At 65.3% G+C, this 21,139-nt stretch carries 17 protein-coding genes and 2 pseudogenes; 5 read left to right on the top strand and 14 right to left on the bottom strand.

Features of this window, described 5'->3' with window-relative positions; translation table 11 throughout:
• Nucleotides 1-69: 69 nt before the first annotated feature.
• Nucleotides 70-846 (top strand): annotated as a pseudogene (locus AS594_RS38330) (hypothetical protein); the annotation flags it as partial.
• On the opposite strand, the gene AS594_RS38325 reads toward AS594_RS38330, so the two are convergent.
• A complete protein-coding gene (locus tag AS594_RS38325) occupies nt 816-1,349 on the bottom strand; it encodes an NUDIX hydrolase (protein ID WP_069934116.1) in 534 nt (177 codons plus the stop codon). The pseudogene AS594_RS38330 and the gene AS594_RS38325 overlap by 31 nt on opposite strands.
• Before the next feature lie 219 nt (nt 1,350-1,568).
• Here AS594_RS38325 and AS594_RS38320 point away from each other — a divergent pair, with 219 nt between their 5' ends.
• Nucleotides 1,569-2,522, top strand: coding sequence for an IS481 family transposase (locus AS594_RS38320; protein ID WP_069930308.1), 954 nt, complete (start codon nt 1,569-1,571; stop codon nt 2,520-2,522).
• On the opposite strand, the gene AS594_RS38315 is transcribed toward AS594_RS38320, so the two are convergent.
• The 11 genes and pseudogenes from AS594_RS38315 to AS594_RS38270 all read right to left on the bottom strand — a co-directional run bounded on the left by AS594_RS38315 (nt 2,519) and on the right by AS594_RS38270 (nt 13,798).
• The gene (locus AS594_RS38315) at nt 2,519-3,328 is read right to left on the bottom strand and encodes a hypothetical protein (protein ID WP_069934115.1); all 810 of its coding nucleotides are present in this window, start codon (nt 3,326-3,328) and stop codon (nt 2,519-2,521) included. The genes AS594_RS38320 and AS594_RS38315 overlap by 4 nt on opposite strands.
• A 164-nt stretch (nt 3,329-3,492) precedes the next feature.
• Nucleotides 3,493-3,630: pseudogene (locus AS594_RS42215) on the bottom strand (NUDIX domain-containing protein); the annotation flags it as partial.
• Between the two features lie 1,060 nt (nt 3,631-4,690).
• Nucleotides 4,691-4,981: a hypothetical protein gene (locus tag AS594_RS38310; protein ID WP_069934114.1), complete on the bottom strand. Its 291-nt coding sequence runs from the start codon at nt 4,979-4,981 to the stop codon at nt 4,691-4,693.
• Between the two features lie 618 nt (nt 4,982-5,599).
• A complete protein-coding gene (locus tag AS594_RS38305) occupies nt 5,600-6,664 on the bottom strand; it encodes an LLM class flavin-dependent oxidoreductase (protein ID WP_079148558.1) in 1,065 nt (354 codons plus the stop codon).
• A gap of 47 nt (nt 6,665-6,711) precedes the next feature.
• Nucleotides 6,712-7,833 carry a radical SAM protein gene (locus tag AS594_RS38300; RefSeq protein WP_069934112.1) on the bottom strand — a complete coding sequence of 374 codons (1,122 nt, stop codon included), beginning with the start codon at nt 7,831-7,833 and terminating at the stop codon, nt 6,712-6,714.
• A complete protein-coding gene (locus AS594_RS38295) occupies nt 7,830-9,614 on the bottom strand; it encodes a M3 family oligoendopeptidase (protein WP_079148557.1) in 1,785 nt (594 codons plus the stop codon). The genes AS594_RS38300 and AS594_RS38295 overlap by 4 nt, the downstream gene beginning before the upstream one ends.
• Nucleotides 9,611-10,225, bottom strand: coding sequence for an HAD family hydrolase (locus AS594_RS38290; RefSeq protein WP_141746949.1), 615 nt, complete (start codon nt 10,223-10,225; stop codon nt 9,611-9,613). Before AS594_RS38290 ends, AS594_RS38295 begins: the two co-directional genes overlap by 4 nt.
• Nucleotides 10,225-11,043 carry a TauD/TfdA family dioxygenase gene (locus tag AS594_RS38285; protein WP_069934111.1) on the bottom strand — a complete coding sequence of 273 codons (819 nt, stop codon included), beginning with the start codon at nt 11,041-11,043 and terminating at the stop codon, nt 10,225-10,227. The genes AS594_RS38290 and AS594_RS38285 overlap by 1 nt, the downstream gene beginning before the upstream one ends.
• Nucleotides 11,036-12,265 carry a DegT/DnrJ/EryC1/StrS family aminotransferase gene (locus tag AS594_RS38280; protein ID WP_069934110.1) on the bottom strand — a complete coding sequence of 410 codons (1,230 nt, stop codon included), beginning with the start codon at nt 12,263-12,265 and terminating at the stop codon, nt 11,036-11,038. The genes AS594_RS38285 and AS594_RS38280 overlap by 8 nt, the downstream gene beginning before the upstream one ends.
• Nucleotides 12,262-13,392 carry an NAD-dependent epimerase/dehydratase family protein gene (locus AS594_RS38275; protein ID WP_069931196.1) on the bottom strand — a complete coding sequence of 377 codons (1,131 nt, stop codon included), beginning with the start codon at nt 13,390-13,392 and terminating at the stop codon, nt 12,262-12,264. The genes AS594_RS38280 and AS594_RS38275 overlap by 4 nt, the downstream gene beginning before the upstream one ends.
• 169 nt (nt 13,393-13,561) lie before the next feature.
• Nucleotides 13,562-13,798: a hypothetical protein gene (locus tag AS594_RS38270; RefSeq protein ID WP_069931195.1), complete on the bottom strand. Its 237-nt coding sequence runs from the start codon at nt 13,796-13,798 to the stop codon at nt 13,562-13,564.
• 739 nt (nt 13,799-14,537) lie between these two features.
• Here AS594_RS38270 and tyrS point away from each other — a divergent pair.
• From tyrS to AS594_RS38255, 3 genes are all read left to right on the top strand, one after another.
• Nucleotides 14,538-15,743, top strand: coding sequence for a tyrosine--tRNA ligase (gene tyrS, locus AS594_RS38265; RefSeq protein ID WP_079148556.1), 1,206 nt, complete (start codon nt 14,538-14,540; stop codon nt 15,741-15,743).
• 1,824 nt (nt 15,744-17,567) lie between these two features.
• Entirely contained in the window at nt 17,568-18,437 is an 870-nt protein-coding gene (locus AS594_RS38260; protein ID WP_240509365.1) for a pyridoxal-phosphate dependent enzyme, read from the top strand.
• Between the two features lie 72 nt (nt 18,438-18,509).
• Entirely contained in the window at nt 18,510-19,214 is a 705-nt protein-coding gene (locus AS594_RS38255) for a helix-turn-helix transcriptional regulator (RefSeq protein WP_069936119.1), read from the top strand.
• A gap of 393 nt (nt 19,215-19,607) precedes the next feature.
• Here AS594_RS38255 and AS594_RS38250 read toward each other — a convergent pair whose 3' ends face one another.
• Together AS594_RS38250 and cas5e are read right to left on the bottom strand one after the other, a co-directional pair.
• The gene (locus AS594_RS38250) at nt 19,608-20,390 is read right to left on the bottom strand and encodes a type I-E CRISPR-associated protein Cas6/Cse3/CasE (protein WP_069931192.1); all 783 of its coding nucleotides are present in this window, start codon (nt 20,388-20,390) and stop codon (nt 19,608-19,610) included.
• Nucleotides 20,387-21,139: a type I-E CRISPR-associated protein Cas5/CasD gene (gene cas5e, locus AS594_RS38245; RefSeq protein ID WP_069934107.1), complete on the bottom strand. Its 753-nt coding sequence runs from the start codon at nt 21,137-21,139 to the stop codon at nt 20,387-20,389. Before cas5e ends, AS594_RS38250 begins: the two co-directional genes overlap by 4 nt.

Here is a 21,139-nt window from a genome sequence, read left to right as displayed (position 1 = left end):
GCGGTCTTCTCGCTTCCTCCGGATCGAGCAGATCCAGTATCAGCGTGTCCACCACTCAGGGGGAGGCCCCTTTACGGCATCGCGGCAGAGCTGGCGCGGCTGACGGGTTGGACGTACTTCGACGCCCGGCAGTACCAGCAGGCCCGCGCCTACTTCTCGGAGGCTCTGCAACTGGCCAGAGAGACTGACGACCATCCGTTCATGGCCAACGTGCTGGCCTGCATGAGCCTGCAAGCGACCTACCAGGACAAGCCGGCGGACGCGCTTGCATTGGTGTCTGCTGCCCAGGACCAGGCCCGTGCCGCCAGCGGGGCGACGCCGAGAGTACGGGCGATGCTGGCCATGCGCGAAGCCTTCGCCCACGCGACCTTGGGGGACCGGAAGGCGACGCATAACGCGATCTCCGAGGCTCACAGTCATTTCGAACGCATCCGCGAGGGCGACCCGGACCCGGCATGGGTGACGTACTTCGATGAGCCGAAGCTCATCGTGGACACCGGCATTGCGCACGGCCGTCTTGGGGAAGCTGCGATTGCCGAACCGCTGATCGCGGATGCGCTGGCGCGGGAGGATCCTGCGAACCAGCGCGGCCGGGCGTTCCATGCCTTCTGGTTGGCCCGCACGCAGCTCCAACGGGGCAAGCTCGACCAGGCGTGCCACACGGCGATAGAGGCCCTGGTGCCTGCCGCAGCGGTGTCGTCCGTGCGGGTGGCCGGGCACCTTCGCGAGTTCTACGAGCAGCTTGCGCCCTATCGCGAGGTGCCGGCGGCGGTTGCATTCGAGGCACGTCTACGAGCGATGCTTCCCCCGCAGGGTCAGCGAACCCCTTCGTCCATCAGGACGTAGAGGAGGCCGACCAGGGAGCCGCTGCTGACGATCTCGCGGCGGTCGATCATGCCCCGGATGTTCTCCAGCGGGATCCACTCGACGCGATCCGACTCGTTCTTCTCGGTCGGCGGCCCATCGTACGTCGCACCGTCCGCGCGGAACAGGTGGTGCTGGGAGTCCGTGATGCCGTTCGCCGGTTCGGCGTAGATCAGCGGCTTCATCGGGCCCGGCCGCCAGCCGGTTTCTTCGAGGACTTCACGAGCGGCAGCCTCGCCGGGGGTCTCCTCCGCTTCCACCAGGCCCATGGGTAGCTCCCAAGCCCACGCGTCCGTGATGAAGCGGTGGCGCCACATCATCAGGACCTCTTGGCGGTCGTTGAGCACGGCGGCCACGGCCAAGTGGCGGAGCTTGACGACGTGGTGTTCCCAGCGGTGCCCGTCTGGCGTCTCCACATCGGTGAGCCACAGGTTCACCCATGGGTTCTCGTAGATCGGACGTTCCCCGTGGATCTTCCACTGCATCGCTGCGGCCCCTCTCGATCGGCCTCCAGCATCGCAGAGCCACCAGGAGTAATCCCCGAGTTCGGAAAATCGCGTCAGAGTGACGAAATGGCGGCCTAGCTGTTCTGCCCCGGGAGGTTGTGGACGGGTGAGCCAGGTCTCGGCTGAGGGATCTTGAAATGGGTGAGGGCCTTCCGGTTCGGTGTGGATTGCGACGTCTACACCTACAGAAAGGCCCTCGTGCCCCACCGTAATGCACCCCTGACCGAGACCGGCCGTCTGCGTCTTGCCCGTTGCGTGGTCGAGGACGGCTGGCCCCTGCGCCGGGCCGCCGAACGCTTCCAGGTCTCACCGACCACGGCCCAGCGCTGGGCCGACCGCTACCGCACACACGGCGAGGCCGGCATGAGGGATCTGTCCTCCCGCCCGCACACGAGCCCGCGCCGCACCCCGACCCGCACCGAACGGCGGATCATCAAGGTCCGCATCCTGCGCCGCTGGGGACCGGCCCGCATCGCAGGCCTGCTGCACCTGGTGCCCTCGACCGTGCACCGCGTCCTGACCCGCTACGGCCTGGCCCGCCTCACCCACCTGGACCGGGCCACCGGCCGCGTCATACGCCGCTACGAACGCGAGCGGCCCGGCGAACTGGTCCACGTCGACATCAAGAAACTCGGCAACATCCCCAACGGCGGCGGCCACAAGGTTCTCGGCAGACAAGAAGGCCGCAGCAAACGGCGCGGGGCCGGCTACAGCTATATCCACACGGCCGTCGACGACCACTCCCGCCTGGCCTACAGCGAGATCCTCACCGACGAGAGGAAGGAGACCGCCACAGCCTTCTGGACCCGTGCCCACGCGTTCTTCACCCAAGCCGGAATCACCGTGGAGCGGGTCCTGACCGACAACGGCTCCTGCTACCGCTCACGAGACTGGCGCAACGTCCTCGCCGAGGCCGGGATCACCCACAAGCGCACCCGCCCCTACCGGCCCCAGACGAACGGCAAGGTCGAACGCCTGAACCGGACCCTGCTCGACGAATGGGCCTACGCCCGCCCCTACCGCTCCGAGCAGGAACGACGCGACGTCTTCCCCGAGTGGCTGCACACCTACAATCACCACCGCGGACACACCGCGCTGAAGGGCCAACCCCCCGCCAGCCGCGTCCCCAACCTCACAGGGCAATACACCTAGCCACCGAGCTGCTTGAGGAAGTCCGTGACGAACTTCTCGACCTCTGCTTTCTGGGTGGTGTCCTGGACATCAAGGCGATCCACGTAGTGGATGCCTGCGTGCCGGATCAGACGCTCCCGGCTTTTGTCGTCGGACGCACGTCCTTTGTGGTGAGGCCCGTCGATCTCGATCACGCCGGCGCGGCCTCGGTAGGTCACGAGCAGGTCCGGCTCGTACGTGTGGCCACGTACCCGCATGGCGACGAGCGGCATGATCCCGATCGTGTCGTTGTCTGGCAGGGCTGCTTGCCGTTCTTTGAGGACCTTGTAGACGCGGTGCTCCCACTCATTGGTGAAGTGGAGGCCATCCTCCATGGGGTGCTGTGGTTCCAGCCGGGCGCGGCGAGCCTGGTTCGTCGGCCGTGGCCCACTGGCTGCGCGTAGTTGCTTCCGCCAGTCGGCACTCACCTCCGCGATGGACGGTAGCGCCTCGATGTAGCTGATGTTCATCCCGCGGTCTCGGATGGTCGCGGTGCGCATGGCCTCCACGATCCGTTCGAGAACGTCGTCGGTGAAGCGAGACAGCAGGTAGGGCTCGACCTCTAAGAGGGCCTTGTACATGTCGATGCCGTAGTCCGTTTCCCAGAGGATCAGGTGCACCGTCGTGACGTCGGCTGCGACGTCGGCAGCTTCCGCGTCGCCCAGCCGATGGAGGAGGATGTCAGCGGCGCCGAGCGCCCGTTCACCACGAAGGCGATCGACTTCGTCCTCGGACAAGCCGTTCGGGTTCGAGAGGATCGCATCCAGTGAGCGCAAGTCTTCACCCATATGCCACAGTCTGGCAGCAGGCGCTGACAACCGGCCGAGGTTCGGGACAGGTTGATGCCGTAGCTGATGGACCAGGTGTGGACCAGTACCCGGGCTGAGGGGACTGTGGGTACTCGACCGCCCAGGCCAGCGGGTGTATGGCTGATCTGGGGACAGCCCTCTTGAAAACCGTTGGGGGCTTCGACGCCCCAGGCGCCGTGGATGATGTGGGCGACTTTGAGCGAATGCGGCTTCACGGTGAGGCCGGTCTCCTCGGAGAGCTCGCGGACCGCGGTTTCGGTGATGGGCTCACCTGGTTCGCTTGATCATCAGCGGCCCGCAACTGGCTCCCCGGGAGGCGGGGGACGCTGCCTCCCGTTGAGGGCACGAGGGCAGGTGGCTATGCGCTGGCCTCACCACCCCAGAGCATTCGGGGACCAGGGCGGTTTACGCCCGGATCGTGCCGGTCGCCGCGACGGTCGACGGGGCAATGGCCGTGCCGAAGGATCCGACGTCGGCGGATGGTGGGCCCTGGGAGCGGCCCCCGGCGCCTACGCGGAACCGTCCTGGTCGCCGGGCACGTTGAAACCCAACGCAGCGGACGACCTTCCGCTCGGCGCCCGCGGGGTACTGACCGGCGCCGACGGCCGAGCCTACGCCTACCTCATCACGGCACGCCGCACCTACGAGCAAGAGGCCCTGCCCGCCGACCTCTTCAACCTCGCTGGCGCTCCCAGACTTGGCCCTGATCACCTGCGCCGGACGGTACGACCAAGCGGCCGGCCGGTACGTCAAGAACCTCGTCTTGTACGGCAAACCCACCTCATAAGAGCGGCGGGCTCCACGTCCCCCCTCGGCGATCGGCCTGGGTTTCGACAAGTGCCGCCCGGGCTGGTCACAGTCGCGGACGTAGCCGGTCTACCTTCGGCGGCCGTCGGCCGTCGGCCGTCGGCCGTCGGTCGCCGCGGGGCGGGGCGGTCCCGGACACAGGACCGTCCGCCGCAGTACACGAATCTCCTCGGGGCCTTCCGTGTCCAAGAGGTTGGAAACAAGTCTGCAGCAAGGCGATCACTAGCAACGCCGAGTCCCAAGTCCTTGCCCGCCGCCCGAGTGTCAGCTCAACCAAAAACAGCGCGCACACATTCTGGTGTGCGCGCATGTCCGGGCCAGTTGTTCAGAGACTTGACGGGTACTGCGTCGTCATCTTGATTCACTGCATGACAACCTGCGCACAGTGGACGGGAGGATGACGGCGCAGCGGCACTGGCGCGGAATCGGTACGAGGAGACCGCGAGTGAGTGTCCGGCGGACCATTACCGTATCGGCGCCGGGTCTCCGTCCGGTGCTGGAAGATCCGGTATTGATGATCCGCCGGACGGGGCCTCAGAAGGCGGTGTTGCTGCAGCCCATGGTCGAACCGAGGTGGGTGTTCTGTGCGCCCGGGTTGCCCTCGCCGTTGAGCCCGTTGCCCAGCAGGCCGTTGAGCAGCCCGACCTGGCCGAGGACGTCGACGTTCAGGTCGTGCGACTTGCACTTGGAGCTCTGCCTGATGTCGAACCGGTCGCCACCCTTGCCGTGGCCGCCATCGCCACCGGCGTGGGCAGTCCCAGCACCCATGAGTCCGACGCTGGCGATGGCGGCGACCAGGACGGCAGCCTTGCGAAGCTTGTACATGTCATCTCCGTGAAGTGAGGTGGGGTGCGATCCGCGATAGATCGCCCTCGCAGTTCGGGAGATTAGGACAAAATGGGCCATAATGCCCTGCGACGCGCGGACGATTTTTTTGCGGCGGCAGCATCCTCGAACTGCATCGCATACGCGCGGCCCTTCCTCGGCCCCTCCTCGAAGGGCCCGTGCTGGGCCGATGTCCGGCCGTGCGGCGGCCTGGTGACGCTCGTGACGGCGTTCGACGCGCTGTTAGCCTGAGCGCAGTTGCTGCCGGGGTCTTGGCGTCGACGTGTAGGGCATCAACCACCCGACGATCTTGAAGACGGGCCCTGACGGGTGGGATCCCGCTGTGATACCGCGGACTGGGCAGGCCAGCCTATTGCGGAGGACCGGTACGTCCCAATGGAATGATCACAAAAGCCCGACCGGGATTGCTCGGCATACCTGCCGGAACGCCGGAGACCAGGGAAGTTGTCCAGTCCATCCATGGAAGCGTCGAAGGGCTTCGGAAGCACCATCGCCAAGAGTGAAGGGGTGTGAGGAATCCAGCCCGAACCTCCCGCCGCAGGAGGCGACGGGATCGCAAGCGGTAGCCCCGATGGGCTGGGCGAACCGAACGAAGGTTCACTCTGTGCTGATCTTGGGAAGCACCTCTCGCGCGAAGAGTCGAATGTTTTGCTCGGCCTCCTCGTACGGCATGGCGCCGTAGCTGAACTCGCCGATGAAATGGTCCGCACCGAACATGCATTTGAACTCGCGTATGCGCCTGGCACACTCATCCGGTGTACCGACCAGGTGTTTCGCCATGAATGCCTCAGTGGCTCGTGAAAGCTCGCCCTTCGGCGAAGCCTGCGGTTCCTGCTCTTCGTCCCCCTCCTGGGGTACGTCGTTGGGTGTGACAACGGGCAATGGGGTGCCCCTGTAGTGGCGGGCCAGAGATTCCACCATCGGAGTCATGTATGTGCGGGCGCGGACCTGTGCCTCGGCGGCGGTGAGTGCGACCGAGACGTACAAATGGATTGTGGGTGGTGCCGGCTGGTGACCGTGCTCGAGCGAGCTACTGCGGTAGCCCCGGATTATGTCCTCAGCGATGCTCCGGTCACGTTCGGGAGAGATGAGCAGACGCAGCCCCTTTGCCCCCACGAGGCGGGCCGATTGGGTGCTGTGTGCAGCTCCCAGCAGTCTGCGTGCCGGATCGTGTACTGGCCGCGGGCGTAGAGCGAGTTCGGGACAGCTGTAGAACTGGCCGTCGAAGGCGAAGCGCTCGGTGGTGAGGGCTCTGATCACGAAGTCGATGCCCTCGCTCAGCCGTGCAAGCCCCTCCTGCCTCGGGATGCAAAAGCCCGCGTATTCGACCACGCTGGCACCCCGGCCGAAACCGATCGTGGCGCGGCCCTCCGACAGAAGGTCTAGGACTGCGATCTCCTCGGCCACCCGCAGGGGATTGTGCCAGGGAAGGACGACCACAGCGGTGCCCAGCTCGATGCGGTGCGTGCGGCCGGCTACGTAGGTGAGCAGCTGAAGGGCGTTGGGAATCGGGGAGTGCCCGGTGAAATGATGCTCCACAGTCCAGATGGAGTCGTATCCCAGCGGTTCGACGAGGTCCGCCAGGCGCAGCGCCGTGCGGTAGACCTCCTCGTCGGGGCGGAGTCCGGGATTCATCATGGCAAGTCCTGCACCGACCTTCATGGGCTTCTCCGTCTCGGCTGGTGTTCGGGGCTTTCTCGGGAGCCGGTTCAGCCGGCGGCGTGGGATACCGAGTTCCCGGCGGGCATCTCACGGAGCAGTCGCTGCCTGGTGTGCAGGATGAGCTGTTGGAGCGCGGAACAGTAGACGCTGGGGTTTAAGAGCCCGTCGGCTGCCGAATACCGGTGCGAGACGTGTCCTCCGCGGCAGATTTCGACGAAGCCGCAGGCACGGCAGGTGGGGCTCAGGCGTGCCACTTCGTCCCGGAGTGGCAGCAGTCGCGGGTCGGTCGATACGTCCTCCAAACTGTGGGTGAACACGTCGTATCCGAGGGTGGCTGCTCCGTGGAACGCTGTCTTCAGTGTGTCGTCGAGCTCGATGGACCCGTCGGTCTCGACCACGAGGTATTCCGACTCGCTGTCGCCTCGCGTTCTGCCGAGGAGGCCCAAAATTATGGAGGCGAAAGTCTTGACTTGGATGCCGGAGTTCAAATCCATCCAGTGGTCGAAGCAGGCGCACAGCCAGTCCGTGAACGCCCCGGCGCCGCCCGTCGGCATGGTGTCGTGGTTGTTCAGGGGCAGCAGGAAATCGATGAGAGGGGGATCGTACTGGGCTAGGTAGTCGAGCACGGCTGCCGGATCGGACGCTGGGTCCACAACGCAGAGGAAGCCTTGGAAGATCCGCTTGTACGGCTGTGTACAAAGCGTTTCGAGCCTGGTCTCCAGCACTTTGCCGGTGCCGGCGCCGCGGAGGTCGATTCTCCGCCGGTCGTTGATCTCCGGTGGTCCGTCAAGGCTGACGTACAGCCCGATGTCCCGTTCCAGAAGCAGGTCTCCGATGTCGGCGCTGAAGAGTAGCCCGTTCGACTGGACGGCCGTCTCGACCTCGATACCAGTGCCCCGGAACGTCGTTCGGATACGGGAGTGCAGGGCTTCCAGGTGGCGGCTTCCGCCCAGGAAGGGCTCTCCACCGTGGAAGTTGATGACCACCCGTTCCAAGGCCCGTTCCTGAGCGTGGGTCTTGATGCGCTGAGCCGCAGCGGCCGCCACCTCGTCCGACATGAAGCGCGGCTGCGCGTTCCATGACGTGTCGCTCGCGTTGTAGACATAGCAGTAGGTGCAGTCGAGGTTGCAGCGGCTTGCGACTTTCCATACGAACGTGTCAAAGCTCATCGCGCCGCGCTCCTGTCCGTCACTAGGGAAGACATCTGCTCCGCAGCCCTCAGTTGCTGCTCGATCAAGTCGAGCCCTTCGTTCCACACCGTGCCGGATTCAGTGTCGATGCCCACGGCGTGCAGCAGGTTGTTCGGGGCCGCAGATCCGCCCGCCTCCAGAAGCCGGACGTACAACGCCGGTATGGAGGTGTCGCCCTGGATGTACCGATGGTGAAGCGCCAGGCCCAGGAGATGTCCGAACACATAGGAGTACAGGTATCCGGGCACGCCGACGAAGTGGGAGATGTAGGACCACCATGGCCGGTAATCGTCGTCAATGTCGACTGATGTTCCGAACATCTCCGACTGGGTGTCGATCCAGAAGTCTGCGAAGTCGTCGGCCGACAGTGTGCCGCGCTCTCGGGCGGCCCGGTGGGCCCTTTCCTCGAAGCGGGACAAGGCGGTCTGGCGGAAGACGATCGACGCAGCCCCGTCGAGGCTCGCAGCGAGCACGTCGAGTTGGTGCGCAGGCAGGGTGGCCATCGCCTCAAAGCGGCGCAGCACGAGCGTTTCGCCAAAGACGGCGGCTGTCTCGGCCAATGTGACCGGTGCGTGTTGGTGGAAGATGCCACAGGGAGCGGCAAGAAGTCCGTGCACTCCATGGCCTATCTCATGGCCCAGAGTCAGGACGTCCGGCGCTCGGCCTTGCCAGTTCACCCGCACGTAGGGGTGGACGGAAGGAACGGTGTACTCACAGGACGCACCCTGGCGCCTACGCGGCCCGGTGCGGGCGTCCACCCAGTTCTCGACGAAGAACCTGCGGGCGGCCCGCTCCAGCTGAGGGGAGAACGCCGCATAGGCGTCGAGCACGGTCTCCCGCGCCTCCTGCCAGCTGACCGCGCGTGAGGCGGAGCCGATCGGGGCTGAGCGGTCGTAGTGAGCCAACCGCTGCACTCCGAGCAGTCGGGCTTTCAGCCGGTACCACCGCCGCACCAGGTCGTATCGGCTGCTCACCGCGTCCAGCAGCGCCTGGACGGAAGCCTCGGAGACCTGGTTCTCCGCGTTCCGGCGCGCTCGCCAGTGGCTGCGGCCGCGCAGCCGGTCCTCGATCGCAGCGTCCCGCAGGATCGTGCCGTACGTGAACGCCCGGGTACGCAACTGCGGCACAAATGCGGCTGTGAGGGCATCGGCCACACGGCGACGCTCAGTTCGATCGGCCGACGACATCCGGGAGAGAGCCGAATCCAGCGACTGGGTTGCGGTGCCGTCCGCGACCTCCATGGCACCGACGAGTTCGTCGAAGAGGTGCTCCCACGCCCGGGCGCCTACGACGGCCTTCTCCGCCAGGGCCCGTTCGGCGGCTTCCGGCAGCAGGTGGGGACGGTTGACCCGCAGTCGGCGAAGATGGTGGCCGCAGAAGTCGAGGCTGTCCGTGCGCAGCAGTTCCTCGGCGACCTCCGCCGGCACGGCGGCCCATTCCACATCGAAGAACAGCAGCCGCGAGTCAACGGCGGTGGCACGCTCGTTCACGCATTGGTCCAGCGCGAGACGCTCGTCGTCCGCGACGTCCTCGCTCAGGCGCAGGGCCGCATACCATCGGGCGCGGCCGAGCAGGTCGCGGACTTCCGCCAGCTTCTGCATGAAGCACACGAGTTCGGCGCCGGAGAACGCCGCGACGCGGCCGCGGTGCACGGCAAGCTCCCCGGCGGCGGCCTCGGCGAGGGAGAGCAGACTGTGCACGCCGACGGCCGGTTCTCTCGAACTGGGCAGTAGATGGGATAGATCCCATTGCGCGCTCACTCCGCCTCCATGTGGAGCAAGTCGGTCAAGCTTATAAGTTTCAATCCCGTGTGCACTTGGTCGCCGATTCCGGCGAAATGGGCTCCGGCGGCCACAGCTGCCTTCTGATCGAAGGGTGAGTCACCGACGAACAGTGCTCGCGAGGGCCTGACACTCAGCCGTCCACAGGCGAGCTGGACGCAGACAGGAGCGGGCTTGGGCCGTCCGACGTCTTCGGCCGTGACCAGGACGTCAAAGGACAGCCGGCCATGTTCCACCACTGTTCGGGCGAAGAAGCCAGATGCGTTCGTCACCAGACCGGTGGCCAGGCCGCCGCGGTGCAACGTGGCCAGCACAGCTGCTGCTTTGGGGGCTACTTTCAGCAGCTCTACCAGCTCGGGTATCTCGTTACGGTAGAACTCTTCCAGCTCTGCCGCTTCGTGTCCTGGGAAGGAGTCGCGTATGTCCTCCTGCAGACTTTGGCCCCAAGTGCGGCGGAGGTCTTCGGCGCTGATGGCGGGGGCCCGGTAGTGGACGGCGGCCCGGTTCATGACCGTCAGCCAGTACGCGAAGGTGTTCACGATGACACCGTCAAGATCGAACAGGACAGCTGCTAGGCGGGTGGGGCCCATCAGAGCCACCCCGCGCTGTCCTCGTCGCTGTTCGACAGATCCGGACTGAAGCACCGCGTGCGCAGCAGCAGCCGGTCGCGATCCGTGAAGTCCGATCGAGCGTGCAAAGTTTTGCGGTTCATGAACACCAGCACGTCGCCCGCATCCAGCGCGGCACGGTATGGCCGTACTCGCCGCACCGCGGCGGTCAGTTGTCCGACGGCCGTCGCTTGGGCGTCGGACATCGGCATGCCGGAAACGTCCTGCGCGTCAAGCAAGGAGCCCAGCCGAAACCGGATGCCGTTGGTTCCAAAAAGAACAGGGCCCCTGAGGACGCGGGGCGGATTACGCAGACGCCCTCCGAAGAGGAAGTCGGGTCCTCGCAAGGTCTCCAGTGCCTCCGTGCCGCCCGGCTGGACGCTGATGTCCTCAACGAGCTCCTCTACGGGCCACAACAGGCTTTCGCCTCCATGCTCGGCGGGGCGGACGCACCACAGGAAAACGATGTCCTCGGGCTGAATCTTCGAGCTTTCGTCCGAGTGTGCCTCACAGGCCCCCAGAGCGAAGGTGACGTCCTTGCTCGCCGGCTCCACGGGGGCGACCTCGTCCACGAACACACCACTGCGCTCGTCGAAGCGGTTGCTATCGGAGACGCTGCCCATCAGCTCCGTCAGCTCCTTGACCCACGAAGTTCGTTGGGCACCCGGCACATCAAGGAATCCGGAGCCGCGCAGTACACAGCCGTACGGGGCAATGCGCAGGGCATCGGACAGCACCTCGCGCACGGCCCGCCGGCCACCGGGCAGCAGACGCATGTCGATCAAGGCCAGGTCATTCACGCCGGGCTATCCCTTCTCCATGCCCAGTGAGTTCACCGTGCACAGCGGACAACACCGCACCGATTCGCTCCACGTGGGCTTCCGTGTAGCACTCGTTCCAAGGCAAGACCACGACATTGCGGAGCCCTTCGTGCGTGCCTTTGAAGCGATGGGGGGCGTAGTCGACGGCCTGAGGGTGCGCAAGGGTGAACGGATAGCGGCTCGTACCGAACGTGCGCTGCTCCTTGATCGCACGCCACTCAAACGCGGGACGCTGGTAGCCCGCGGCGCAGGGCACGCCGGCCGCTTTCAGCGCCCGCGCAAGGGCCTGCATGCCACCGGGCACCGTCCCGCTGTCCACATGTACAGGAAAGCGCCAGAAGGAGTGGGAGGCGGAGTTTCGGAGGACAGTTGCCGTGCTCAAGCCCTCGTGGCCTTCGAGTGCCGCAGTCAGCCGCCCGGCCAAGGAACGCCTGCGGCTCACGACCTCCGTCAGCTTTGCCAGCTGGGCGACGCCCACAGCGCCTTGGAGCTCCGTCATCCGGTAGTTCATGGCAAGAAAGTGGTGCTCCGGTTCGGGGTCAGCGTAGTTGCGGGCCTTGTTCACGAACTGGTGGATGCGGTCCCCCAAAGCCCCAACGCGGGTCGATACGAAGCCGCCCTCACCTGTGGTGATGTGTTTCGTCTGCTGGAGGCTGAAGCAGGCGATGTCTGCCAACGTACCCACGGGCCTGCTGTCGAGAGTCGCCCCGTAGGCCTGCGAGCAGTCCTCCACAACGGGTATGCCGTGTGCGCGTGCAACAGTCGCGATGCCAGGCACATCGGCTGGATTGCCCAGTAGGTGCGTGACGACGATGGCGCAGGTCCGGGGACTGATCCGGTCCTCGACGGATGCCGGGGTGACGTTCAGGGTCCGTGGGTCCACGTCCGCGAAGACCGGGATACAGCCCTGCCACAGGAGAGGCGCTACGGCACCGAAGTCCGTCACCGCCGATGTAATGACCTCACTCCCCGGCTCGGGGTCGAGAGCCGCAAGCGCCGTATGCACGGCGGCGGTACCGGAGGAGCAGGCCACCACACATGCGCCGTCGAGCAGTTCACCAAGGCGGGACTCCAGTTCGGCGACAAACCTGCCGCGGGTCGAATTGAGTACGCCGCTCTTGATGACGCTTTCGAGCAGGTCCCTCTCCTCTGATCCCAGTAATCGACCCGACGCGTCTTGGTCGGAGGGGAGGCCGCTCATGCCCGTGCCGCCTGGCCGACGGCCTCGGGCCGGCGAGCGGGTGCGGCAGCGGAGGAGCAGACGTAGGTCGCGTGGTAGTCCGCCATCGTCTCCAGGAGTGTCTGCTCCAGCGACTTCGTGGGGCTCCAGTCGAGTTGTTTTCGGGCGTTTTCGATACTGGGCATCCTGCGGTCGCAGTCCTCGTATCCCGGGCCGTAGAAGTCCTCGGCCGGCACTGACACGATCGGGTGGCGCCCGAACGACGGGTCGCCTGTGATCGAGGCATAGACACGGCGCATGGTCTGGGCCAGTTCGCTGATGGTGACCTCGTTGTGGGGATTGCCGAGGTTGAAGATCTGATTTCGGGCCTGTTCGGGACGCTCCAGCATCAGCATGACGGCGTCCATCGCGTCGTCGATCGACAGTATCGTCCGCCTGGCTGTTCCTCCGTCCACCAGCTGCATGGGCTTTCCGTCGATGAGGGCGGACATGAAGGATGCAAGGACCCTTGGGATGCCCTCACCGTCATGCCCGGGCAAGTAGTCCATGCGCGGTCCGAAGAAGTTCAGCGGACGGACGATAGTAAACGGCATGCCGCTTTCGTAGTGGTGGGCAAATATCAAACGCTCCACCACTTGTTTGGCCGACGCGTAGGTCCACCGCTGATTTTTGACCGGTCCCATGATCAGAGGGGTCGAGTCCTCGCGCAGCACGAAATGGTCGTCGCGCACCTCTCCGTCCGACGGAATATAGCTGGAAAGGGTGCGGCCGTACACTTCGCTCGTTGAGAAGTGAATGATCCATTTTCCGGCGGCGGCACACAGATCGATCACCGGCTGGAGATCGAACAGGTTGGCCTTCAAGACACGCAGCGGCTCCGTGTTGTATTCGGCCGGGTTGCAAATCGCGGCCAGATTTATCACCGCGTCCGCCGCATCTATTTCTTTTTCCAGCTCCGCCAGAGACTGCGTGGATCCCAGATCGGCCAAATGGAACCGCAACCGCGGGTCATCAAGGTGCTGTTCGATCTTCCGATTTTCCAGATCCCAGCCGGAGACGCTGACCCCGTCCTTGGCAAGGAGCCTGTCGAGCAGGTGGCTTCCGATGTAACCGCCACATCCGAGAATCACCACGTTGAACTCGTTCATCTACCGTCCTCGTAGGTCGTCTGTCCAGCACAGCAGGCGAGGGACAGCTCGCAAGGACGCTCCCGTCCCGCGCCACCTGTCCGCAGCGGCCGGAACCGCCCCCTGATAGGGGGGCGGCCAAGTTGGCGGATGCGCTGGAATGAACGGCCGGCGATCCGCCAGTGCGGCTTCAGGAATTGATCTCGGCGATGGACGCCTTCGGAGGCGACGTGTAGGTGCCTCCCATGTGCTGCGCCAGACGGTCCGAGACAGCGTGGTTGAGCAGGTCCTTGAGAGGCCGACTGTCGAGAGCGCTGATGTCGCTGATGCTGATTTCTTCTATGTCTGCGACAGACAATTTCTGAACCGCGTCGTACATCGCACTCTCCGGAACCTGATCGATTTCCTTGATCGCCTTCGGAGTCATTTAAGATCCTTTCGCGAGTTGCCAGGTCAGGGCGGAGCCTAGATTTCATGCCCGACGGAAGTCAATACACCGCATATTGGGAAACGGGCCCGGTTTCGGCCATTTGCGCTGATCGTGATTCCGTCACCCCCGCCCCTCGTTGACCACAGGCAGTCATTGCAACAATATCGACGATCTGCATTTTTGTATCCACGGCCAAAGATCGGCTATGCGGATCTCCGCTCGGTTCATCGCAAAGAGCAACCGTAGTGGCAGCACCCCGCCTTGGTCCTCCCTTCGTTCGAGGCGTCGTTCGTAACGACCTGGAAATGACCTTGTTCACTCAGGGTGACGCTGTCTGCCCGAGCGCGACGAACACTCATACTGTTATCCGGCCACAGAATGACAGAGCAAGAAAAACTTGGTCGATCAACGGTGGACGCACGTCCCGAGCCGATTCTTCGGAACGGATCAACGCAGCATGTCCGTCCAGCGGGAACTGGCTACGCCACGGCCCGTGGTCGCGCGAGGACTGGTTCTAAGCGGTCGATACGCGCCGCGGCGCGCGATCTTCGCACCAAGTCGTCCACAGCACGCTCCATCGAACGCTGTACCGCGCGACCAGGCGCCCCCCACAACCCGGCTTGCACCGACTGCGGATCAATGGCCAACTCCACGCCCACGTAGTGGACTCGCTGAAAAGCACGCCTCTCCACGAGTAAGCTGCGCAGCCAACCGACACTTTTGAAGGGATCCCCCCATGCCCTACACGCCTCCCGCTCTTCCTGCCGGCCTCCGGGAAGCTGAGGCACAGGCGGCGTATCTCATGGAGGACGGATTCCTCGAGGTCCCTCCGGGCAGCCTGGCCGAAAAGCTCAAGAACAAGGAACACTTGCGGGTCAAGTTCGGTGTAGACCCCACGGCAGCAGCAGTCACCTGGGGGTGGTCCGTCCCGCTGCGCAGGCTGCGACGCTTCCAGGAGCTCGGCCATACGGCCGTACTCATCATCGGGGACTACACCGCACAGGTCGGTGATCCTTCAGGGAAATCTCAGACGCGACGCAGGCTCGACGGCTCCGAAGTGGAACGCTACATCGAAGCCTGCACGGCTGCCCTCCTCGAAATTCTGTCGCCCGAGCGGCTTGAAGTACGCCGCAACTCCGAATGGCTGGGACGCATGGGCATGCAGGAGACCCTCGAACTCGCATCACAGGTCACCGTCGCTCAACTGCTGGAACGGGACGACTTCCGCAAGCGACACACTGCCCACGAACCCATTTCCATGATCGAATTTATGTACCCGCTCCTCCAAGGCTACGACTCGGTCGCCGTCGAGGCCGACGTGGAACTGGGCGGGACGGACCAGCAGTTCAACTTCATGCTCGCGCGCACCCTCCAACAACGTGCAGGGCAGGCCCCTCAGGCGTGCCTCTGCGCACCTCTGCTGGTAGGCACCGACGGCAAGAAGAAGATGAGCCAGAGCTACGGGAACTTCATCGGTGTCGCGGAGACGCCGGAGGAAATCTTCGGCAAGGCCATGTCGATTCCCGACGAGGCGATGGAGCAGTACGTGCGCCTCGCACTAGACCTGCCGGGGGCCGACAAAGAGAACATGTTGCAGAACAACGGTGGGGTGGCACTCAAGCGTGCCCTAGCCAAGAGCATGGCCGCAATGTTTCACGGCGCGGACGCGGCCGAACGGGCGGAAGAGGCGTTCAACCAACGCCACGTACGCCGCGAAGCTCCGACCGACATGCCGGAGGGCACAACGACCGAGCAGTACCTGCCCAAAATCCTGCTTGAGTTGTCCTGGGCCAGTTCGCTCAGCGATGCCCGCAGGGCGATCGAGGGACGGGGCGTCCGCCTCGACGGCGAAGTCGTCGAAGACGCACACCACAATGTCAGCGCAGGTACGTACACCATGCAGCTCGGCCGCAGGCGCTTCTACCGCCTTACAGTCATGTGAACCCACACAGGCCGAGTAGCCGAACACCCGCCGGTGAGTGACCTACTACCGTTGGCATAGCAAGCAGAGCCGCCGTTTGGCCCTACGACTCGAGGGTTACCACGAGGCTGCCGCTGCAACTCGCCGAGGGCCCTCAGCAGCTGCTGAGGGCCCTCGGAGTGCCCTGAGGGGCCAGGTACATCGCCGAGATAGAGGCCGGCGTGTCTGGCGCTCTGCCCGGTGGGATTCCTCTCGCCGCTGCTGGCCAGCATCGCCCTGACGGATCTCGATGAATTTATCGCGTTCAGTCCAGGCGGCCTCGGGCGGCGGACCTACGGCTCAGTTACCGAAGAGCGCAACTCAACCCCTGACCTCGTCACAGGAAAACCAACCTGAGCGCCCTTTCGTACATCACGGTTCGCCGACGGCTCAGGCGACGTAGAGCTTCGCGACCAGCTCCTCCAGCCGAGCGCTCGACGCCAACGAGTTGCCAGCCCATGGCCTTAGCGGTGGGGCCGGGGCCGTCCATCGCTGCCGCGAGGGGTGTTGCCGAAGGAGTAAACGCCGAGTCCGAAGGTCATGACAGGTCTGCGTCACCCTTGGTTGAGGTGGCCTCGCTGTGGCTGGCCGCGCCGGGGCCCTTCTTGCGGACATTCTTGGCATCTCCGGCAGCCTGCAGCACGGTGACGGACGCTGAGAGCCCCCGAGCCGGGCGCGGCTCGGGGGCTCCCACGCGTGCCCCTGGGGGAGACGCGCTTGGCTTAACGCCGCGCGGCGCCGACGGTTACGGCAGGAGGGCTTGAGGTTCGGCCCGTACCGCCGGGGGTCGACGAGCCGAAGGGCAGGCGGTCGGTACGCGGTTCTCCTGGGCGGGCCGGTAGACCCCGTCCGTACCGGCAGAGCGTGGGGGATTGCCGGGCGAAGGGCCTGGACGCCGGCGCCGTTGGGCACGCCCTCGAAGAAGCCCGGTTCGACGCTTGCCCGGATCGCGACACGAGCACCTGGCCGACGACGACCGGGGCCGTCGCGGGATCGGGCAAGGGGGGCGTGTCCACTCGATGACCTGGGCACCGACGAGGACGTGCCTGCCGGGACTGCTTTGCTGGTGGGCTTCGTCTGGTCCTCGGGCGCCGCGGCGTCGATTGCCGGGCCTATCTCCAACGCCCGGCCGGGGCCGCGGTCGGCCTGGGTCTTCACCTCCAGTCCGGCGCGGAGTTGGGGCACGGTGGCCGACCTGTTGCGACGTATGGCGACCCTCCAGTCGACATGGCGGTCGGCATCACCGGCGTCATCAAGCGTGCAGTTATGCGCAACAGCGATGCGCTCTTCAGTCGGGGGCCCGGTACTGTCCGCCGCGCCGGTGCTGCCGTGCGCCTGCGAAACAGGTATGCACCCCACCACGAGTCTCAATCCATTAGACGCGGTGTACAACTTTGGATGATGCATCTAATGTGGTGGGCGGCGGCTGAGGAGCGGGTCGACCAGTTGCAACCTGACCGCCAACACGAGTCCTCAAGTCGCCACCGATGCCTTGTGCCGGCCGACACCGTCGCGGGCCGCTAAGAACACTGCTGACCGCTCCCCGAGAAGAAGCCGGAGGGGACCATGAACGCCGAACGGCACGGAGCCGCTGCTGCACCCGACCTGTACGGCCGATCCGGGAACCGCTACTGCCTGGACAACCTCCGCTGGCGAGGCGAGGACGGTAGCCCTCTCGCCGTCAGCGCGCAGCCAGGCCTGCGTCCCGAACAGATCGACACGGCGGAACGGTCTATCTGGCGATACCATGCGGCACTGCCTGTCCCGGCCGCTCACCGAGTGAGCTTGGGAGAAGGATGGACGCCCATGATCCCTGTCGACTGGGCTGGTCGGCGCGTCCACTTCAAGCTGGAGTGGCTCAACCCGACATCTAGCTTCAAGGACCGAGGCGTGTCGGTCATGATGTCCCACCTCACAAGACACGGCGCCCTGCGAGTGCTCGAGGACAGTTCGGGAAACGGTGGTTGTGCGGTCGCCGCCTACGCCGCCGCTGCCGGCATCCGCGCCAAGATCATCGTTCCCGCCGCCACCTCGGCGGCCAAAATTCTCCAGGCACGCGCCTACGGAGCCGAGATCGAACTCGTGAACGGCACACGCGAAGAGGTCGCGGACGAGGCGATTCGACAGTCGGCGCAGATTCCCTATGCCAGCCACGACTGGCGCCCCATGTTCATCCAGGGCACGAAGACCATCGCCTACGAGATGTGGGAGTCTTTCGGCTTCAGGACGCCCGACAACGTCGTCCTAGTAGCCGGGGCAGGCAGCAACATCATCGGTTGCGACATCGCGTTCGGCGAGCTGCTCGAGGCCGGTCAGATCAGCAAGCGCCCGCGCCTGTTCGTCGGGCAACCCGAGCACTGGGCCACCATCGCCGACACGTTCAACGGCATCGACCCGGCCAGCCGCGGCGAGCGGGTACCGACGATCGCTGAAGGTGCATCCATCGCCAACCCGGTCCGACTGCCCGAGGCGGTGCAGCCATCAGCCGTTCCAACGGCGCTGCATACGCCGTCCCCGAGGCGGAGATCCGCGCCGCGGTCCGCGCGCTCGGCGTGCGAGGCATGTACGCCGAGCCCACGAGCAGCGTCGCCGCGGCAACGCTCGATCACTTCATCGCGACCGGAGACATCGTGCCGAACCAGAAGCCGGTGGTCGTGCTCACCGGTGCCGGGCTGAAGTCCGCTGAAAAGATGGCCTCGGTGTTCGATGGGCCCTCCAACTGACCTCCAGAAGAGAAAGGAGAGCGCGATGGCTCACCCCTCAAAGCCGCCCCACCGGGCTGACAGCCCGGACCCGTCGGCCGAGCCCTCCCATTTCCGATCCGATGACGAACTCGCCGACGAGCACCTCCTACGGGAAGCAGAACGAGTCGCGGTCGCCATCGGACGCATGTTCCCGGGGTTGTGCGAGGTTGTCCTGCACGACCTGCGCCAGCCTCACAGCGCCATCCGCGTCATCGAGAACAACCTGTCCGGGCGACAAATCGGCGACTCGGCCACCGAACTAGGGCTACGCCGAATCGCGGACCCCAGCTACCCCAGCGTCATCCAGAACTACAGCAACCAGTTTCCCGACGGACGCCCGGCTAAGAGCACTTCGATCGGTATCAAGAATGCCGATGGGCGCTACGTTGCCGCACTGTGCCTGAACCTCGACGTCAGCACGTTGTCCCCGCTATCGCTGACCCTGGCGAACCTCGTTGCCACAGAGATCGAATACCGAGACGAGGCCGTCGAGACGTTGCGCGACCGCACCGAACGCGAACTCCGAGCGGTCATCGACTCCTTCGCGGCGGAGCGTTCCAGCACCCCACGCAGCCTCAACCGCGACCAGAAGCGTGAACTCGTCCAGCAACTGCATCGGGAGGGGTTCTTCGAGACCCGAAGTTCCGCACAGCACATCGCTGACCGACTCGGCGTCTCCCGAGCAACCGTTTACAACTACACAAAGTAGCTGTACCGAAGATCCCCTGGAACTGAGCCTCTTGGGACCTACGAAGAAGGGACCGTGACCAACCCTGCGGCCAACCGTGTAACCAGCTCAGCGGGCGCGTCCAGAGACCGACGCGCCAACCGGCTCCACTGCCATGCGGCCACCGACCGCCGATGCAAGCGATCACTGAGGTAGGAACGCATGGCTGCGCCTGCCGTAACGGCTACGCGCACGTTGGCGCGAACGGTCCATCCCCTGATACAGGGGCAGGACGTCAGCTTCTGGGGACGAAGACCTCCTCATGGGAGTCATCCCCTGGCGCAGGGGCGGACGGTAGGTGCACCTCGGACCTAAGCTGAGCAACCGGTCATCCCCTGGTGCAGGGGCGGGACTCGATCTGCTAGTAGCGCCAACCTACGGCAGCTCGCTCATTTCCTGGCGCAGGGCGGGCCCCTGTGCTGGGATGCTTTGTTGGCTTTGCCGTTCTTTGACTGTTGGTCGGGCGAGTACGAGGCCGGCCCCCCATGCGCGGTTGTGGCCAAGGCCGGTGGCGAGCAGGTGGGTGAACGCGTGGGGATCGTAGATGGTGGCGGTGGCGCGGAACAGGCGGAGGGTAATTGCCTTCCCGCGTAGTTGGATGCGTTCGGGGGGCTCCATGGTGATGTCGTGCGGAGCGAGTTTGCACCCCGCTTTGTGTAGGCGGTCCCGTAGCCAGGCTCCGCATTCATCGGGGCTGATGAGGGGGGCGCGGCGGCGCTTTCCGGTGTCGTCGTTCCTGGAGACGAGTGGGCAGGCGACGGTGCGGATCTCGGCGGTGTCGCCAGTGGCCCAGGTTTGGAGCACCCCCTGCGTCGTGGTGCCGGTGATGGCGTTGGAGCTCAGCAGCGCGGTCCAGTCCGGTGGCGAGGGTGTCTGGACGAGCAGCGTGTGAGGTGGGCCGGCGTCGAGGGCGTGTGGGTGTCGGCTGTTGGTGACTGCAGGGTTGCGGGCTGCCGTGAACAGGATGCGGCCGTTGCGGTCGGCGGTGGTCTCAGGGGTGCCCAGGCCTCTCTCGACGAGTTGATGCAGCCGGTGGGCGTCCGTGCACGCGGCTGTCGTAAGGGGCGCGAGGGTCAGTGCGCTGCGCCACACCTGGAGGACGGCTTGTTGGGGGTCGGGCAGGCCGATGTCGAGGAGGTCGTGCGTGCTGGCGGTCATGAGTCAGCTTCCTGGGGTGCGGCGGGTGGTGCGGTGGTGCGGCTGGTCATGGGGAGGTTGTGGTGGTTGCGGCGGTGGTAGGTGGTGGGGGGCTGTTCGGGCAGCGCTGCTGCCGAGGGGTTGGGGCTTTCCTGCCAGGTCTTGGGGTGGTGGGTGGTGGCGTTGGGCAGCAGTGGGACGTGGTCGGGCCAGTCAGTCTCGTGATGGGTAGTGCCGTGAGCGAGTGGGCGCGATGGAGGGCAGCATCTGCGGCCGAGGTAGGGCAGGCGCGCGGGTTGGGCGAGTGCCTGGTGGATGGAGTCGATGAGAGGTGCGGGGCCGGTAAGGCCGGCGAGGAAGGAGCCGTCCACGATGTAGGTCTTGTTGCCCATGACCGTCTTGCGTGTGTTGCGCTTCCATGAGGCGCCGGTGGTGGGGTCGATTTCGCGGGGGGCGGCGTAGCGGAACCGGTCCGGGTGTTCGGCGAGTTGGGGATTGCGCGCTGCGGTGAGGATGTCCAGGGGAAAGTCGCCGTCTCCCGCGGTCTGGTCGTCGCTTTCCAGGTGACCGGGGCGGTCGGCCCGCACTGCGAAGTGCAGGCTGGCCAGGTTGTCGATGTTGTGGCGGCTGTCGTAGCCGAGTGCGTTGCAGACGAGGCCGATGACTCCGGATTTGGTCGGTCGGGCCAGGGTGTCGTTGTGGGCCTCGTATGGGGTGTGGACGCCCCAGGCCTGCATGAGACCGCACAGGCGGATCAGACAGGTCGGCAT

This window comes from Streptomyces agglomeratus (assembly GCF_001746415.1).
GTDB lineage: Bacteria > Actinomycetota > Actinomycetes > Streptomycetales > Streptomycetaceae > Streptomyces > Streptomyces agglomeratus.
This window is presented reverse-complemented; position numbering and strand designations above follow the sequence as displayed.

Coding starts and splice junctions, on each gene's coding strand:
- AS594_RS38315 (WP_069934115.1), bottom strand. CDS start 3,328: ATGGGTGAAGACTTGCGCTCACTGGATGCGATCCTCTCGAACCCGAAC.
- AS594_RS38250 (WP_069931192.1), bottom strand. CDS start 20,390: ATGACCGCCAGCACGCACGACCTCCTCGACATCGGCCTGCCCGACCCC.
- AS594_RS38255 (WP_069936119.1), top strand. CDS start 18,510: ATGGCTCACCCCTCAAAGCCGCCCCACCGGGCTGACAGCCCGGACCCG.
- AS594_RS38300 (WP_069934112.1), bottom strand. CDS start 7,833: ATGAGCTTTGACACGTTCGTATGGAAAGTCGCAAGCCGCTGCAACCTC.
- AS594_RS38275 (WP_069931196.1), bottom strand. CDS start 13,392: ATGAACGAGTTCAACGTGGTGATTCTCGGATGTGGCGGTTACATCGGA.
- AS594_RS38290 (WP_141746949.1), bottom strand. CDS start 10,225: ATGGGCCCCACCCGCCTAGCAGCTGTCCTGTTCGATCTTGACGGTGTC.
- AS594_RS38260 (WP_240509365.1), top strand. CDS start 17,568: ATGATCCCTGTCGACTGGGCTGGTCGGCGCGTCCACTTCAAGCTGGAG.
- AS594_RS38325 (WP_069934116.1), bottom strand. CDS start 1,349: ATGCAGTGGAAGATCCACGGGGAACGTCCGATCTACGAGAACCCATGG.
- tyrS (WP_079148556.1), top strand. CDS start 14,538: ATGCCCTACACGCCTCCCGCTCTTCCTGCCGGCCTCCGGGAAGCTGAG.
- AS594_RS38310 (WP_069934114.1), bottom strand. CDS start 4,981: ATGTACAAGCTTCGCAAGGCTGCCGTCCTGGTCGCCGCCATCGCCAGC.
- cas5e (WP_069934107.1), bottom strand. CDS start 21,139: ATGCCGACCTGTCTGATCCGCCTGTGCGGTCTCATGCAGGCCTGGGGC.
- AS594_RS38270 (WP_069931195.1), bottom strand. CDS start 13,798: ATGACTCCGAAGGCGATCAAGGAAATCGATCAGGTTCCGGAGAGTGCG.
- AS594_RS38305 (WP_079148558.1), bottom strand. CDS start 6,664: ATGAAGGTCGGTGCAGGACTTGCCATGATGAATCCCGGACTCCGCCCC.
- AS594_RS38280 (WP_069934110.1), bottom strand. CDS start 12,265: ATGAGCGGCCTCCCCTCCGACCAAGACGCGTCGGGTCGATTACTGGGA.